Annotated in this window: 12 protein-coding genes and 1 tRNA gene; 9 read left to right on the top strand and 4 right to left on the bottom strand. The window is 66.0% G+C overall.

The features are described 5' to 3' along the window. Window positions 1-3: 3 nt before the first annotated feature. Window positions 4-1,056 carry a glutathione S-transferase family protein gene (locus tag MVA47_RS14100; protein WP_247208393.1) on the bottom strand — a complete coding sequence of 351 codons (1,053 nt, stop codon included), beginning with the start codon at window positions 1,054-1,056 and terminating at the stop codon, window positions 4-6. A 102-nt stretch (window positions 1,057-1,158) separates the two neighbouring features. On the opposite strand from MVA47_RS14100, the gene MVA47_RS14105 reads away from it, so the two are divergent. The 3 genes from MVA47_RS14105 to MVA47_RS14115 are packed head-to-tail and all read left to right on the top strand — an operon-like array spanning window position 1,159 to window position 4,073. Next, a complete protein-coding gene (locus MVA47_RS14105) occupies window positions 1,159-1,791 on the top strand; it encodes a PadR family transcriptional regulator (protein ID WP_247208394.1) in 633 nt (210 codons plus the stop codon). Beyond that, window positions 1,784-3,370, top strand: a complete 1,587-nt coding sequence (locus tag MVA47_RS14110) for a DHA2 family efflux MFS transporter permease subunit (RefSeq protein WP_247208395.1) — start codon at window positions 1,784-1,786, stop codon at window positions 3,368-3,370. The genes MVA47_RS14105 and MVA47_RS14110 overlap by 8 nt, the downstream gene beginning before the upstream one ends. 58 nt (window positions 3,371-3,428) lie before the next feature. After that, window positions 3,429-4,073, top strand: coding sequence for a TetR/AcrR family transcriptional regulator (locus MVA47_RS14115; protein ID WP_023957834.1), 645 nt, complete (start codon window positions 3,429-3,431; stop codon window positions 4,071-4,073). A 1-nt stretch (window position 4,074) separates the two neighbouring features. Here MVA47_RS14115 and MVA47_RS14120 read toward each other — a convergent pair whose 3' ends face one another. Further along, on the bottom strand, window positions 4,075-5,679 hold the full coding sequence (locus MVA47_RS14120) for a molybdopterin-dependent oxidoreductase (protein ID WP_308280549.1): 1,605 nt from the start codon (window positions 5,677-5,679) through the stop codon (window positions 4,075-4,077). Window positions 5,680-5,728: 49 nt separating this feature from the next. On the opposite strand from MVA47_RS14120, the gene MVA47_RS14125 reads away from it, so the two are divergent. The 6 genes from MVA47_RS14125 (at window position 5,729) to MVA47_RS14150 (ending at window position 12,720) form a co-directional block, all read left to right on the top strand. Further along, the gene (locus tag MVA47_RS14125) at window positions 5,729-7,024 is read left to right on the top strand and encodes a hypothetical protein (protein WP_247208396.1); all 1,296 of its coding nucleotides are present in this window, start codon (window positions 5,729-5,731) and stop codon (window positions 7,022-7,024) included. Continuing rightward, window positions 7,021-8,226: a hypothetical protein gene (locus tag MVA47_RS14130; RefSeq protein WP_247208397.1), complete on the top strand. Its 1,206-nt coding sequence runs from the start codon at window positions 7,021-7,023 to the stop codon at window positions 8,224-8,226. Before MVA47_RS14125 ends, MVA47_RS14130 begins: the two co-directional genes overlap by 4 nt. After that, window positions 8,223-8,648: a hypothetical protein gene (locus MVA47_RS14135; RefSeq protein ID WP_247208398.1), complete on the top strand. Its 426-nt coding sequence runs from the start codon at window positions 8,223-8,225 to the stop codon at window positions 8,646-8,648. The genes MVA47_RS14130 and MVA47_RS14135 overlap by 4 nt, the downstream gene beginning before the upstream one ends. A 169-nt stretch (window positions 8,649-8,817) precedes the next feature. Beyond that, a complete protein-coding gene (locus MVA47_RS14140; RefSeq protein WP_374474384.1) occupies window positions 8,818-9,990 on the top strand; it encodes an exonuclease SbcCD subunit D in 1,173 nt (390 codons plus the stop codon). Further along, window positions 9,987-12,581 (top strand): AAA family ATPase, encoded by a 2,595-nt coding sequence (locus tag MVA47_RS14145; RefSeq protein ID WP_247208400.1) that lies wholly within the window; start codon window positions 9,987-9,989, stop codon window positions 12,579-12,581. Before MVA47_RS14140 ends, MVA47_RS14145 begins: the two co-directional genes overlap by 4 nt. A 66-nt stretch (window positions 12,582-12,647) precedes the next feature. Then, window positions 12,648-12,720: transfer RNA gene (locus MVA47_RS14150), tRNA-Arg, on the top strand. A gap of 23 nt (window positions 12,721-12,743) precedes the next feature. Here the strand turns inward: MVA47_RS14150 and MVA47_RS14155 are convergent. Beyond that, window positions 12,744-13,718 carry an alpha/beta fold hydrolase gene (locus MVA47_RS14155; RefSeq protein WP_247208401.1) on the bottom strand — a complete coding sequence of 325 codons (975 nt, stop codon included), beginning with the start codon at window positions 13,716-13,718 and terminating at the stop codon, window positions 12,744-12,746. Between the two features lie 25 nt (window positions 13,719-13,743). Then, window positions 13,744-15,150 carry a wax ester/triacylglycerol synthase family O-acyltransferase gene (locus MVA47_RS14160; protein WP_247208402.1) on the bottom strand — a complete coding sequence of 469 codons (1,407 nt, stop codon included), beginning with the start codon at window positions 15,148-15,150 and terminating at the stop codon, window positions 13,744-13,746. Window positions 15,151-15,164: the final 14 nt, after the last annotated feature.

The raw sequence follows: 15,164 nt of genomic DNA on the forward strand, positions 1-15,164 counted from the left end.
GGGTCAGGCTCCTTGTCCGGCGGGAACCACTTCGCCGTCGATGGGCGGCGGTGGCGGGGTGCCGTCGCCGAACGGTCGACCGCCGAGTTCTTCACGGTGATGGGCAGTGCGCCAGCCGGACAGATCCGGTCCCTTGGGCACGATCTTCGTGGGATTGATGTCCTCGTGAACGATGTAGTAGTGCTGTTTGATCTGGGTGAAGTCGACGGTGTCGCCGAATCCGGGGGTCTGGAACAGATCGCGTGCGTATGCCCAGAGCACGGGCATCTCACTCAGTTTGGACCGGTTGCACTTGAAGTGTCCGTGGTAGACGGGGTCGAACCTGACCAGGGTGGTGAACAGGCGCACGTCCGCTTCGGTGATGGTGTCGCCCACCAGGTAACGCTGCTCGCTCAGCCGGTCGGATTGCTGGTCGAGACGGGTGAACAGACGATCGTAGGCGGTTTCGTAGGCGTCCTGACTGCCGGCGAAGCCGCACCGGTACACGCCGTTGTTGACGTCTTTGAAGACGACGTCGATCACCTCGTCGATCTCGCCGCGCAGATGTTCGGGGTAGAGGTCAGGAGCCCCTTCCCGATGATGGTCGACCCACTCGGTGGAGAAGTCGAGGGTCATCTGGCGGAACTCGTTGGTGACCACGGCGCCGGTGGGGATGTCGACGATGGCCGGGACGGTGATTCCGCGCGGATAGTCCGGGTACCGCGTCAGGTAGGCGTCTTTCAGGCGCGGGATCTTCAGGACCGGGTCGAGACCGTCGGGGTCGAGGTCGAAGGTCCAGCTGTCCGAGTCATGGGTCGGGCCACACAGGCCCATCGACAACACCGACTCCAGACCCAGCAGTCGGCGCACGATGATCGCCCGGTTCGCCCAGGGGCATGCGCGGGCGACGATCAGCCGGTACCGGCCGGGCTCGACCTTGAATGTCTCGCCCGCGGGTCCGACGCCGTCACGCGTGATGCGGTTGTCGATGTATCGGGTGTCCCGCACGAACTCTTCACCGGTGGTCACGTAGGTGCCGGGAGTGTCGTGCGCTGAGTGTGTCGACTCGGTGCTCATCGTTTCCAGGGTAGCCGTTGATCAGGGCTGGGCAGACGGACTTCGGCGCGGTATATTCCACATGGACTATTCGGGCGGGACGAAGGCCGGGCGGGGAGGACGATGACGCAACGCAGTGCTGCCGATGTCGAACTGACCCCGTTGGCCGTTCTTGTCCTCGGGCTCGCGGCGGAACGGCCGATGCATCCGTATGAAATGGTCCAGACGCTGCTCGAACGCAACGAGGACCGGTTCGCCAAGACCCGGCCCGGATCGCTCTACCACACAGTCGACCGGCTACACGCCCAGGATCTGTTGCAGATCAACAGCGTTCAGCGTTCCGGCAACCGGCCCGAACGAACCGTCTACGCCATCACCGAGACGGGCACCAGCGCTCTGCGCCGCTCTCTCAGGGCAATGCTCCGCACACCCGCGGTCGAGTACCCGAGCTTCTACCTGGCCCTGGCCGAGGCGCACTCGCTGGGCCGGCATGAGGTCGTCGGGCTTCTCACCGAGCGGCTCGGTGCGATGCGAGACGAACTCGAATCGGTCAACCGGTCGGTGGAAGCGGCCTCGGAAGGCGGCATCCCCGAGATGTTCCTGCTGGATGCCGGTTGCCGGCAGGCGGTGATGCAGGCTGAGATCGCCTGGACCGAGAGCCTGCGAAATCGGCTGGAGAACGGCGACCTCCTGTGGATCGAGGAGTGGTTGGCGGGCACGACCCCATCGAACAGAACAGAGGAAGACAGTGAGTAGCCCCAGCCCCACCCCGGCCATCACCACCAGACCTTGGCTCGCGCTGGGCGCGCTGTGCATCGGGTTCTTCATGATCCTCGTGGACATGACCATCGTCTCGGTTGCCCAGCCTGCCATTCAGCGGGCGCTCGACACCGATGTCAACGGGGTCATCTGGGTCTCGAGCGCTTATCTGCTCACCTACGCGGTGCCCATGCTGGTCGCCGGACGTCTGGGTGACCGGTACGGACCGAAGAACGTGTATCTCGTAGGCCTCGTGGTGTTCACGGTTGCGAGCGTGTGGTGCGGGTTCGCGGGCTCGATCGAGATGCTCATCCTCGCGCGCGGTCTGCAGGGGGTCGGCGCGGCGTTGATCACGCCGCAGACGATGGCACTGATCACGAGGATCTTCCCCGAGAACAAGCGTGGCGCGGCGATGGGTGTCTGGGGCACCGTCGCGGGTGTCGCGACGCTGATCGGGCCGCTCGCGGGTGGCGGGCTCGTCGACGGTCTGGGCTGGGAGTGGATCTTCTTCGTCAACGTCCCCGTCGGCATCATCGGTCTGGCGCTGGCGTGGAAGCTGGTGCCGCAGGTGTCCACGAGCAAACGCCACTTCGACCTCGTCGGCATGGCGCTCAGCGGCATCGGTCTCACCTGTCTGGTCTTCGGTATCCAGGATGGCGAGAAATACGACTGGGCGGCCTGGATCTGGGGCCTCATCGGCTTCGGCTTGGTGGTGATGGTGCTGTTCGTCTACTGGCAGCACAAGATCTTGACCGTGCGGCGGTCGGCTGAACCGCTTGTGCCCCTGCGCCTGTTCCGCGACCGGAACTTCTCACTGGCCAGTATCGGCATCACGACGATGGGTTTTGCGACGGCCGGGATGATGGTCCCTCTGATGTACTACTTGCAGCTGGTCGCGGGTCTGACCCCGACGGAGTCGGCGGTGGTGACCGTGCCGATGGCAGTTCTCACCGGCGTGCTCGCGCCCATAGTCGGCCGGCAGGTCGACCGGATCCACCCTCGATACATCGTCGCCACGGCCCTGCTGCTCAACGCGGTGGCCATCGGTTGGCTCGCGATGATCGCCACGCCGACCACCCCGATCTGGCAGCTTCTGCTGCCCGTGGCGCTCATGGGCGTGGCGAGTTCGGGTATCTGGGCGCCGTTGGCCGCCACCGCAACGCGGAACCTTCCGATGACCAGCGCCGGCGCCGGCGCCGGCGTGTACAACACCACGCGTCTCATCGGCTCGGTGCTCGGTAGCGCTGCGGTGGGTGCCCTGATGCAGACCCGCCTCGCCGCAGAGGTTCCCGGGTTCGGGTCATCGTCGATGGATCAGGCCGGACGGCTACCGGAGTCGGTTCGGGACGGCTTCTCCGCAGCGATGGGGCAGTCGCTCCTGCTGCCGGCTGCGGCTCTGCTGATCGGCGTCGTCGCTGCTGCGGCCTTTGCCAGGCCGCGGCACATGATGGAAGCGGTGGTACCCGCGGGCGGGTCGCAACCAGGCGGTGTCCCCGCCGGTGCCGGGGGCGCAACCGGGGTGCCGAAGGCGGACAGCGCTGCGAAGGCCGCGGCGCCCTCGGGCTCGGGGGACTGACCAGCCGTGTGTCCACCGTGGTTGACGTCGGCGCTCGTCTCGGGATGTACTGTGCGCCATGCGCAGTGACGTTCCAGGTTCGCGCCGGTTGTCGGTGGAGGACCGCCGCGCACAATTGGTGAACTGCGCTCTGACGCTTGCCGACCGCGGCGGGATGAGCGCGGTGACCGTGCGTGGTGTCGCCGAAGAAGCCAAGGTCTCCCTCGGCGTGGTGCATTACTGCTTCGACGACAAGGAACAACTTGTCGCCGCGATGATCGAGAAGGTGATCGCCGAACAACTCGAGGCGCTTCTCGCTTCGGTACCCACCGAAAACCTCGGCACCGGCAGGGACGCGCTCCGGATCTCCATCCAGGAGGCGGTCACTGCGGTCTGGGCACGCGCGGCCGAATTCCCGAATCGTTGGCTGCTCATGATCGAGTCCATGCTGTTCTCGTTGCGGCAGCCGACGGAATCGGCGTCGGCCGGCCAGGCGTTGCTGCAGCACACCATCGCCGAGAAGTACGGGCACACCTATCTTTCCGAGATCGGCGATCGCTGCGGGATGCGATGGGAAGTGTCCGAACGTGAATTGGTGCGGTCGGCGTTGCAGATGCTGTTCGGCACCGTGCAGTGGTGGCTCGTCGACCGCGATGATGCCGCGGCGCGGAGGTCGCTGGCTTTGCTCGCCGGATGGATGGCCGACTGCGCCGAGCCGCGATAGCTCAGGGCCGGACCTGCACCTCGACCGAATGCAGACCGGTCGCTCCGTCCGGCACCGACGGTGTCTCCGATTCGATCTGCGCCGCGCCTTCGCCGTCGATGGCCCGGACCCTCAGGCGGTGCTCGCCGGATGGGGCATCCCACTGCCACCTCCACAGTCGCCATGCGTCGATCACGTTGGGATCCAACAGTTCTGCGTCGTTCCACGGGCCGTCGTCGACCTGCACCTGTACGCCCTTGATACCGCGGTGCTGTGCCCAGGCCACGCCTCCGACGGTGACCGGGCCGCTGGTGAGTGAGGAACCGGTCCTCGGTACGTCGATGCGCGAACTGGTCTTGATCGGCCCCTTCTCGGCCCAGCCGAGCGTGGTCCAGTACGCCTTTGCGCGATCGAATCTGGTGACTTCGAGCGACACGACCCACTTGGTCGCCGAGACGTATCCGTACAGGCCCGGGACGACCATCCTGACCGGGTAGCCGTGTTCGAGCGGCAACGGTTCACCGTTCATCCCCACCGCCAGCATGGCGTCGCGGCCGTCGGTCAATGCGGTCAGCGGAGTACCGGCGGTCCATCCGTCGGCACTGGTCGACAACACCATGTCGGCGTCCGCGGACGGACCGGCCGCAGCCAGGAGGTCCTTCAGGCGGTAGCCGGTCCAGGTCGCGTTGCCGACGAGGTCGCCTCCGACCTCGTTGGACACACAGGTCAGTGTGATGACGGCGTCGAAAGCGCTGTTGTCTTGTTGTAGCTGCTCGAGATCGAGCCTGATCTCTCGATCGACCATCCCATGGATGCGCAGCGACCAGCTTGTGCTCTTGACCTGTGGCACCACGAGGGCGGTGTCGATGCGATAGAAGTCGTCGTTGGGGGTGATGAACGAGCTGACCTGAGCAATGGACGGCGCTTGTGTGGTGACCGGATTGCTCGCATCGGGCACGGCGAAGGCGCCGCGATCGGCGCCCACCCCGCCACTGACCCGTCGGACGGTCACACCGCCGAGTCCGGCCAGGACCGCCCCGCCCCCGACTGCGCCGGCTCGGACCAGGAACCGGCGACGGTCGGTGGCAGTGGCAGACCCGTCGCCGTGCGCATCGTTGTGGTCTGCGGGTTCGCCGACCCGCGGGTGCAGTGCCCGTATCAGCCAGTGCAGTACGAGCATGGCGACCACCACCCCGGCGATCGTGGGCAGCGCCCACCCGAGCGACGCGTTCGGCCGCGCCACCGCCGCTGCGGCCCCGAGCGTTCCGACCAGGGCCACCATGACGAGCCCGGCCGGGGGACGCCGGTATTCGGCCACTCCGGCGCCGGCGGCGAGCACTACCATGATTGCCGCGATGGTCACCAGCAGCACTGTCTTGTCGGCGGTGCCGAACGCATCGATGGCCGATTCCCTCAGACCCTCGGGCATGCGGTCGATCACCTCGGACCCCACGGCCTGTAGAGGCGACGAACTCCGATCGACGGCAGGTGCCAGCAGGTAGCCGACGCCGAGTCCCAACGCCACACTGGATGTTCCGGCGGCGGCAGCGAACACCATGTGGCTGCGGGGGAGGGGTTCATCTGCCCAGTATCCCTGCGCCGAATGGATGACAGGATTTTCCTTCACCCTGACCTACGATGTGACCTGCATTGGTGCCCAACGGGAGGAGCGCACTTTGCAGCCAGGAACGGTGCCCCCATCGCAACCCTCGGATGTGTTGCAACGTCCGCCCTCGGCTTCGATTGTCGGTGGCGCACCGTGGACACCCACGAGAGCAGACCGGGTTCGGGACTTCCTGGCGGCCGTGGCGTTGCTGGCCTCGCTGGGTCTGGACTGGGACGCCGACACCCTCGCGTTGTTCCGCGTCGACGTCGCGATCGTCACGGGCCTCTCGCTGCTGTCGCTGTTGTTGCCGGCCGCGAGTCGGCGGGGAATGTTCGGGCAGACATGGACGCCGGCGAAGCTGCGTGTGCTCAAACTGATCTGTGTGGCCCCCTATCTCGCAGTGGTCATGGTCTGCCTTGGCTGGGATATCGCGTGTCGCTGGACCGAATGGGATTACGGCGGTACGGGTTTCGGTCCGGCTGTATGGATCGGGCTGGCGGGAGCGATTCTCGCGGGGCAGCCGCGTGAGGCCGATCTCTTCGATGTCTCGGGTCACGACGGCTTCGGCGTCGCAGGTCGGCAGTCGCGGGCTCTTCTTCTTGTCGTCGGCGGGCTGTTCGCGGTGATGACGGTGTCCGCTGTGGTGATCGATGTGGTGCGTTTCGTGGAGAATCTCGATGCCGTCGCAGGCCTGCGCGTGAGCGTCCTCGATCCACTGGTCTCCGCGGCCGCAGCCGTGGCCTGGCTGGTCGTGGTCGGCCGCCTGATCTTGTCGGCGGCCACCGGTAAAACTGGTTCGTCCCTGTCGCTTTCGCTTCTGGGATGGGCTGCTGCAGGGTGGGCGCTGATGGTGTCGTTGCCGGGAGTGCCATACGAATCTGTTGATTCGGTGACCACGGGCTACCTGGGTATCGCCGTCCTCGGTGGGATCGGGGCTGCCGCGTTGTCGCCTGCGCTACCGCGCCGGATCGCGATGACGCAGCACGAGTACTACAGTGCGCCGCTGGGTGTGGTGATGGCGGTGTCGTTGCTCTGGGTGGCGTTGTCGGTCGCCGGGCTCACCCTGTACTCGGCAACGTCCGCCGTGCTCGCAGCGCTGGTGTTCTTCACGCTCGCCCTGGCCGGGGCCACACTCGTGCGCGACAGGATGTCGAGTGGGCCGGGGGACCAGCAGAAAGCGTTGTTCGGCTTTGCGATCGGACTCGTCATCACTGCGATAGCGGTCCTGGTGGTGATGAGCGTGCGGGTGAACTGGAACCTGCCGGCGCCCTTGGCGCTCTGGCTTGTCGGGTTCGTGGTGCCGGCGTTCATCGTGTGGCGCGAGGCATTGGCGCCGTCCCCGGCCCGAAGCGGTGTGATCCGATGACCTACCCGTCGAATCCCGGTCCCGTTGCGCCGCAACCCGGACCGCTCGGCCCATCACGTATCCCCGGCCTTCTCAAGGCCATTGCGATCGTGGCTGCGATAGTCCTGGTGGCGACGGGTGGATTCGCGGTGAACCGGCTACTCGTCACCCAGGTCAACGGGGCGTCGAGCGCCACGAACTCGGTGAAGGACTTCCTGGGCGCTCTCGAGGATGAGGACTGGACGAGGCTCGGACTACTGTTGCCGCCGGATGAGACCGACCAGCTGGCCGGACTCATCGGTGACATCGGAGACCTGCAGAGCAAGCTGGGATCCGCCGGGCAGTCACCCATCGATCAATTCGAAGGCATCTCGGTGGAGATATCGGATCTGCGTCTGACGTCCGAGGCGGTGGAAGCCGATCTGACGAAGGTCTCGATCGACCGCGCCACCATCATCCTGAAAATCGACGCCAGAACAATCGAGTCGCTGGCCGACCTCGTCCCCGACGTTGATCCGGCGGCGGTCGGTGCCGTCGAGATCGAGGTCTCGATCGCCGGACCCGAGGTCACCTACAAGACCACTACAGCCGACGACGTCGACACCGGCACCGAGACGGTGGTGGTCGGTGACCGCGAGCAGGCGCCTTTCCTGATGTCGGTGCGGCGCGACGGTGGCTGGTTCGTCAGTCCCACATTCACTGCGGCCCAGTACACCGCAGAGGAACTGGGCTGGCAGACAGCTGATCCCGGCCCGTCCGAAACCGGTTATGACTCTCCGGAACAGGCGCTGACCGGATTCGTCGAGGGACTGGTCGAGACCCTCCAGACCGCTGACATCACTCATGTCGCGGACGCGATGGGCGGGGTCGAGGCGCGACTGCTCAAGACTTACGCCCCCGGCATCAATGCTGAGCTGGAGGCCGACTCCGACTTCGACTTCGACTTCGGAATCGAGTCGCCGGTGACGATCGACGACCTGGATGTCGAGGTCACCAGGGGGGACAACGACCAGGCGCGCGTCCGGATCGACAAGTTCGAGGCCACACTCCGTTCCGAGGGCACCGAGGCAACGGTGGTCTTCGACGGTGACTGCATACGCACGATCGGGGAGGGCGACCAGGGATGCATCTCCGACGGCGGCCCTTTGCCGAGCGTCTGTACGGTGCCTTCGGTCATGTGGTCGCGGTGCCGGCCGACGGCGGTTGGAAGATCAGTCCGGTGACAACCTACTTCGACTGGATCGCCATCGCCCAGCGGGCCATCTCACGGGTCGACACCGACCTCCTGAAAGCCGTTGTCGAATTGGACTTCTCGGGTCTGGCCGCACGAGATCCCGCGGCCACGATCGGATCCGGAGACGAGGTCACCGTCGATGTCGAAGCCGTGAGCCCGGAAATCTATGCCGGGGTGTCGGTGGTCGACCCGCAGCCGTCGCCGGAGCTGATCGACTACTCGTGCAGCGCCGCGACCCAACCGGGATTGTGCGAGATCATCGTGGTCGACGGAAGTGGTCGCCGACAGGACCGCGATTCGCGCTACGACATCGACACGGGGTACCAGTTCGGCTACGAGATCGCCGACGACACACGGCTGATCGTGCTCGCGGTGGCCGGACCGGTGGTGATCGAGAGCGAGCGATACTGAAAGCCGGTGTGTCCGCCTCGACAAGCGATGCGTGACCCACCGCTGAAGATCCAACGCTCTGTCGGACACCGCTCGTAGGATCGGACCAGTCGTCACTGTGTTCGATCCGGTCCACGAGGGGAGGTCACCCATGGGTGCAGCTCTGCCGTTGTCGCTGCCTGCGCAGGAGGTGACCTTCATCCACACCGCGGACTGGCAGCTCGGCATGACCAGACACTTCCTCAAGGGTGATGCCCAGGCGCGGTACACAGCAGCGCGTCAGGAGGCCATCGGACGCATCGGTCAGCTGGCCGCTACGCACAACGCCGAGTTCGTACTGGTGTGTGGCGACGTGTTCGAGGACCGGCAGGTGTCCTCGCGCGTCATTCGTCGAAGTCTCGACCACCTGCAGCAGATCGGGTGCCCGGTGTACCTCCTTCCGGGCAATCACGACCCGCTCGACGCCGCGAGCATCTACAACTCGCGCGTGTTCACCGACCACAAGCCCGACCATGTCCATGTTCTCGGAACGGTCGGTGCGTTTCATGTGCGCCCCGGCGTGCAGCTGATCGCGGCGCCGTGGACCAGCAAGGTGCCGCTGGTCGACACCATCGCACAGCAGGTCTCCATGCTCGGGCCGAGCGAGGACATCCGGATCGTTGCCGGTCATGGACGGGTCGACACGCTCGCACCCGACTCCGACGACCCCACCCTCATCCAGGTCGCCGAACTCGAACGCGCCATCGCGGACGGGTTGATCGACTATGTGGCGCTGGGAGACCGGCATTCGGTCACCGATATCGGTGACACCGGACGGATTTGGTATTCCGGAGCGCAGGAGGTCACCAACTACGATCACCGCGAGGACGATCCGGGCCGAGCACTGGTGGTCACCCTCACCCGCGGTCAGTACATGCCGGGTGTCGCCCCTGCGCAGGATGAGAACACCGTGCATGTCACTGCCGAACCCGTGGGGCAGTGGGCTTTTCGCACCGTCGAGCACGATATCAACAGCGCTGACGACATCTCCGGATTGCGGCGGCGCCTCGACGCCTTCGACCACAAGGCGAACACCGTGGTGCAATTGGCGCTGCGTGGGTCAGTGAGTATCACCGAACGATCAGAACTCGATGCGATGCTCGAGGAGTTCTCGGATCGATTTGCCGCACTGACGTTCTGGGATCTGCGTCACGACCTGGTGATCAGACCCGACGACGAGGACTTCGCCGAGATGGCACTGACGGGCTTCATCGGCGACGCCGTCACCGAACTGTCCGAGCTGGCACGCGCCACCGACTCGCAGGCAGCCGCGGCGCAGGAGGCCCTCGCCCTGCTCTTCCGGCTGGCCGGTGGTAGCCGGTGAAGCTCCATCGATTGAGGCTGAGCCACTTTCGCGGGATCACCGAGCGGGAGATCATCTTTCCCGAGGTCGGGGTCACCGTGGTGGAGGGTGCCAACGAGGCCGGCAAGTCATCGATGATCGAGGCTCTCGATCTGCTGCTGGAGGTGCGCTCGGACAGCAAGAGCGGCAAGGTACGTGCCGTCGCCCCATCCGGTCTCGATGTCGGGTCGGTGGTGGAGGCCGACATCAGCTGTGGCCCCTACCGATTCACGTACACCAAGCAGTACAACAGGGGTGCCCGCACTGAACTGGTCATCGATGAGCCGGTGAGAGAGCAGCTCAGTGGCCGCGCGGCCCACGAGCGTGTGTGCGCCATCCTCGATGAGCGTGTCGACGCGGGCCTGTTCAAGGCGTTGCGCCTGCTCCAGGCAGGAGACCCGGTGGTCGGCGAACTATCGTCGAGCGCAGCGTTGTCTCGTGCACTGGACACCGCAGCAGGCACGACGTCGTCCGGAACCGACCCCGGGTCGGATGACTCGGCGTTGCTCGACGCTGTACGTGCGGAGTACGAGCGCTATTTCACTGCGGCACAAGGTCGTCCTGCCCGGGAACTGGCTGCGGCCACAGCCGACGTGGAACGCGCCCAGGCTCGTCACACCGAGCTGGCCGCTGCGATGGACCAGGTGACCGCGGACGCCGCGCGCCTGGAGACGCTCACCACCACGCGCCGGGAACTGGCTAATTCGCTGGAGATGGCAAAGGTGGAACTGGCCTCGCTCACCGAACAGCGAGAGCAGGCGGTGGGCCTGCAACGGCGGCATGACGAGGCGCGAACCGAAATGCGCTCTCTCCACAACGAATTGCAGTCTCTCGACCGCGAAAAGGACCAGCGCGTCGCAGCCTGCAAGCGGGTCAGCGACTGTGAGCACACCATCGACGTGACCATCCGGGCGGTCGACCACGTCAGAGGTGTCGCGGACACACGACGGGTCGAGCTGACGCGCCTCGACCGCGACATGGAGGATGCGCGGCTGGCAGAGGCCCGGGCGGCCGAGGAGGTCGCCGCCGCCAGGGCTGCGGCGAAGAACAATGCGCTGCGCACGCGCCGCGACGAGATCGCCGCACTGCTGGAGCGCGTCGGATCGCTGCGCGAACAGCTGACGGCCGCCCGGCGCCAGGTCGCTGCTGTCATCAGTGACCACGACGACCTCGACATCGCCGAAGACCTCGCCCAGCGAGTCACCATCGCGCGCGCCGAATCACGTTCTGCTGCAGCATTTGTCTCGGTCACGAAACTCGGAGACCACGCCATCACCGTCGACGGTGTCGACACGGCGACCACCGAGTTCGCACTCACCGAGGGCACGGTGGTGGAGGTGGACGGTGTGGTGCGGGTGGCCGTGGCGCCCGGGGCCGAGTCGGCAACACTGGCCGGCCGGCTGGCCGGTGCGGAGCGGGCCCTTGCGGGTTTCCTGGACGAGCGCGGCGTCGCGGACGTGGCCGAATTGCGGGCCCAGGTGCGCCGTCGCGAACGGGCGTCAGACGCGGTCGACAGCGTTCGGTCACAGCTGGCCGCGGTTCTGGGCGACCGTGACGAGGACACGCTGCGTGCCGAATTGGCCGAGTTGACATCTCGGATCGACGCCCAGTCGACGACCACAGCCACCGCCGACGTCGAGGAGGCCGAACGGCGTGCAGATGCCGCCTCGGTTCGGCTCGCCGGGGTCACCCAGCAACGAGCAGAGGTGCAGAGCGAGCTGCGCAGTCTGGACAACGAGCACCGGATCCTGGACGAGCGTCTCGTCCAGCTGCGCGCCGATCGTGATGATCTGCAAGACCAGCACCATCAATTGTGCGACGACCGTACCGATGAGGCGCTGGACGAGCGGCGCGTGGCGATCGTCGAGCACATCGCACAAGCGGAGAAGGCGATGGCACGTGCCGCCCGCGACATCGACGAGGCAGACCCGGAGACACTGGAACTGCACTACGCCAACGTCTCCGCGCTGGTGGAGCATGCCGAGCCGCGGCTGGCCGGTCTCGGGACGGAGATCGCCGAACTGCGCACGCGCATCGAGATCCGTCGCGACGATGGCCAGCTGGACCAGTTACATGTCGCAGCAACCGAATTGGAAGCCGCACAGGGTGTCCTGGAGCGGGTCAGGGTCCGTGCGCAGGCGGCAGAATTGTTGCTCCACACGTTGCAGCGTCACCGCGACAACACCCGGCGCCGCTATGTCCAGCCGTTCACCGACCAGGTGCTCCGGCTGGGCAAAGTTGTGTTCGGGTCGAGCCTGGGCGTCGGGATCGATGAGGAGTTGCGCATCACCACCCGGACCCTCGACGGGGTCACCGTCGACCACGATGCCCTCTCCGGCGGCGCGAAAGAACAGCTGGGCATCATCAGCCGACTGGCGTGCGCCATGCTCGTCGACCCCGCAGACGGCGTGCCGGTCATCATCGATGACGCCCTGGGTTACACCGACCCCGAGCGCCTGGCCAGCATGGGAGCGGTCCTGGGACACGCCGGACGGAACACCCAGGTCATCGTGCTCACGTGCACGCCGCAGCGCTATCAGGGTGTGGGCGGGGCTCACCTCGTGGCCGTGTGAACGCGCCCGGCCCATCCGTTTTGGGATGCCCACACCCGATGCGCTAGGCTGACTCTCGCCCAATGAGCCCCCGTAGCTCAGGGGATAGAGCGTCCGCCTCCGGAGCGGAAGGCCGCAGGTTCGAATCCTGCCGGGGGCACAGATTCAGGCGACATCTCCGGCTCAGATCGCTGCTCTGGTACCGGGTGTCACACGGTCGGTCACGTTTTGGACCGCCTCGAGGAACACCGGAACCCACCCCGTTGCCCCCAACACGATGGCCGCGTGCCCACCGCGCGCGGTGAAGACCTGGGCGCCGGGTATCGAGTCGGCCAGCTTGCGCTGGCGGCGTGAGGGGATGATGTGGTCTTTCCCGGTCACCACCACAGCAGTCGGAACGTCGACCCCGCCGATCCAGGCTGCGGAGTCGAAACGACCGAGCTCACCGAGCGCCTCGGGTAGGGACCAGGCACTGGTACTGCGGAACTCGACCTTGCTCCACGCGGTCGGGTTCGCCACTTCCACCGACGGCAGCTCGGGGAGGGTCTGTGCCAGCCGGTCGACATGCGACAGCGCAAAGCTGGCCAACGGATGCATCGCCGCGGTCATCAGGGGGAAGAACAGTCGCTCACCCTTCTTTCCGCGGAAGTTTCTCGCGGTGGAGCAGAGCACCAGACCCGATACACGCCTGCGGTGCCGCTGCCACGTCAACTGGGCCACTGCGCCGCCCATGGAGTAGCCGGCCACGACTGCTTGTTCGATGCCCAGGGCGTCCATCACGGCCACCACATCGTCTGCACAGTCGACGAACCGGAAACGCGACGACCGGATACCCCGCCCATGCCATCGCTGGTCGAACGTGACAACCCGGTAGTGCTGCGACAGCTCACTGAAGGTGGCCACCCAGCTCAGATACGAGGTGCATCCCAGTGCGTGCAGCAACACGATCGTGGGAGCGGTGGGTGAGGGGCCGGGCACGTCGACGACAAACGTTCGGCCACGCCCGGGGAGCTCGACGATCCGGCCCTCGGGCACGGCGTCGACTGCAGGTGCGGACGGCATGATCTGCTTCAGTCCTGCCCCCACCCCGCTGCGTATGGCGTCGGCACTGGTACTCGCGACCCGGTTCAGGGCCTTTCCGGCCAGCTGTACTGTCATATGGTCGTCCTCTCGCTCGAACTGCTCAGTCGGGCATGTTCGCCAGTTCATCGAGAGCCGGACGCATCCGTGCCACGAGCGGACCGAGATCGTCCACCAGGTCTGGGCAGCTCAGAATCGAGACGTTGAGCCGGCCGGCGTAGGACCACGCGGTCACGTTGAGGCCGATACCTTCGATGAGTGGTCCGACGCTGAAGAGATCACTCAGCTTCGAACCGGCGATTGTCACGTCCTGCGCCGGACCCTTGACGTTGGACACGATGACGTTGAACGGCGGCGAGTGTCTGGCCGCCATGTTGTATTTCGAATAGAGCTTGAGGGCCGCGCTGAAGGGTGCCGGTGGGGTGAACTGCACCCAGTCGGTGAGCATGTGAGGACCCAGGTGCTGTTGCACCTTCTTCGAGGCGGCGGTTGTCCGCGAGATCTCGAGTAACCGTTCACGTGGGTCGTCCACGTCGGTGGCGAGGGTCGTGAACAGATTCGACACCCGGTTGCCGCCGAGACGCGCGGGGCCCTCGGGGTCGTCGGTCGACACCGGGACCCCGGCCAGAAGTGATCCGGACAGGTCCTCGCCGCGCGACCTGGTCCAGTCGCGCAGCGCTCCGGCGACGATCGCCAGCACCACATCATTCACGGTGACGCCGTTGGCTTTTCGCACTTGCTTGATGTCGTCGAGGGGGAGCGTGCACGTGGCGAAGATGCGCGAGGCACCGAGCGCGCCATTGAACGACGCCTTGGGCGCGTCGAGGACCGGTCGGGGTACCGACACCGATTCACCACGACGATGTCGCACCACCGCACTGACTCCGGACGCCGTACGCGACAGGAGGCCGTGCACCGTGCCCATCTGGCGGATGGCGTCGGACAGGGCAAGCCGGGTCTGCTCGGCCTTGGTGGGCGTCGGTTCGAGATCCCAGTTGTCAGAACTCGAATGCTCTTGCGGCACAGGGTTCTGCTCAGGATCGTCACGCTGGTCGGTGATGTTGCCCAGAAGCGCGTTGGCCGCGACGCCGTCCGCGAGCGCGTGGTGCATCTTGCCTATCACCGCGATTCGCCCGTCGGCCATGCCCTGACACACATGCATCTCCCACAGCGGGATCGACCTGTCGAGTGGGGTTCCCGCGATCTCGCCGGTGACCGCCTCGAGCTCCGCCATACCGCCGGGGGTCGGCAGGTCGTGCAGAAAAAGATGCCGCTCGGGATCGATCGGCTGGTCACTGATCCACAGCGGGTGGTTGAGCGAGAGCGGTACGGGCAGAGCCCGCCGCTGCAGCGGGGGAAGCTGGCCGAGCCTGGCCAGCATCTGCTCCTGGAAACGCTCGAACGTGAAACCCTCTCGCGGCTCGATGATGGCTATCTTCAGCGTGTGCATGTGCATGGTTGGCGTTTCCATGTACAGATAGCCGGCATCAACCCCTTCCATTCGCTCCATTCCGGAAGTATGGA

This window comes from Williamsia sp. DF01-3, from assembly GCF_023051145.1.
GTDB lineage: Bacteria > Actinomycetota > Actinomycetes > Mycobacteriales > Mycobacteriaceae > Williamsia.

Coding starts and splice junctions, on each gene's coding strand:
- MVA47_RS14100 (WP_247208393.1), bottom strand. CDS start 1,056: ATGAGCACCGAGTCGACACACTCAGCGCACGACACTCCCGGCACCTAC.
- MVA47_RS14105 (WP_247208394.1), top strand. CDS start 1,159: ATGACGCAACGCAGTGCTGCCGATGTCGAACTGACCCCGTTGGCCGTT.
- MVA47_RS14115 (WP_023957834.1), top strand. CDS start 3,429: ATGCGCAGTGACGTTCCAGGTTCGCGCCGGTTGTCGGTGGAGGACCGC.
- MVA47_RS14130 (WP_247208397.1), top strand. CDS start 7,021: ATGACCTACCCGTCGAATCCCGGTCCCGTTGCGCCGCAACCCGGACCG.
- MVA47_RS14155 (WP_247208401.1), bottom strand. CDS start 13,718: ATGACAGTACAGCTGGCCGGAAAGGCCCTGAACCGGGTCGCGAGTACC.
- MVA47_RS14160 (WP_247208402.1), bottom strand. CDS start 15,150: ATGGAGCGAATGGAAGGGGTTGATGCCGGCTATCTGTACATGGAAACG.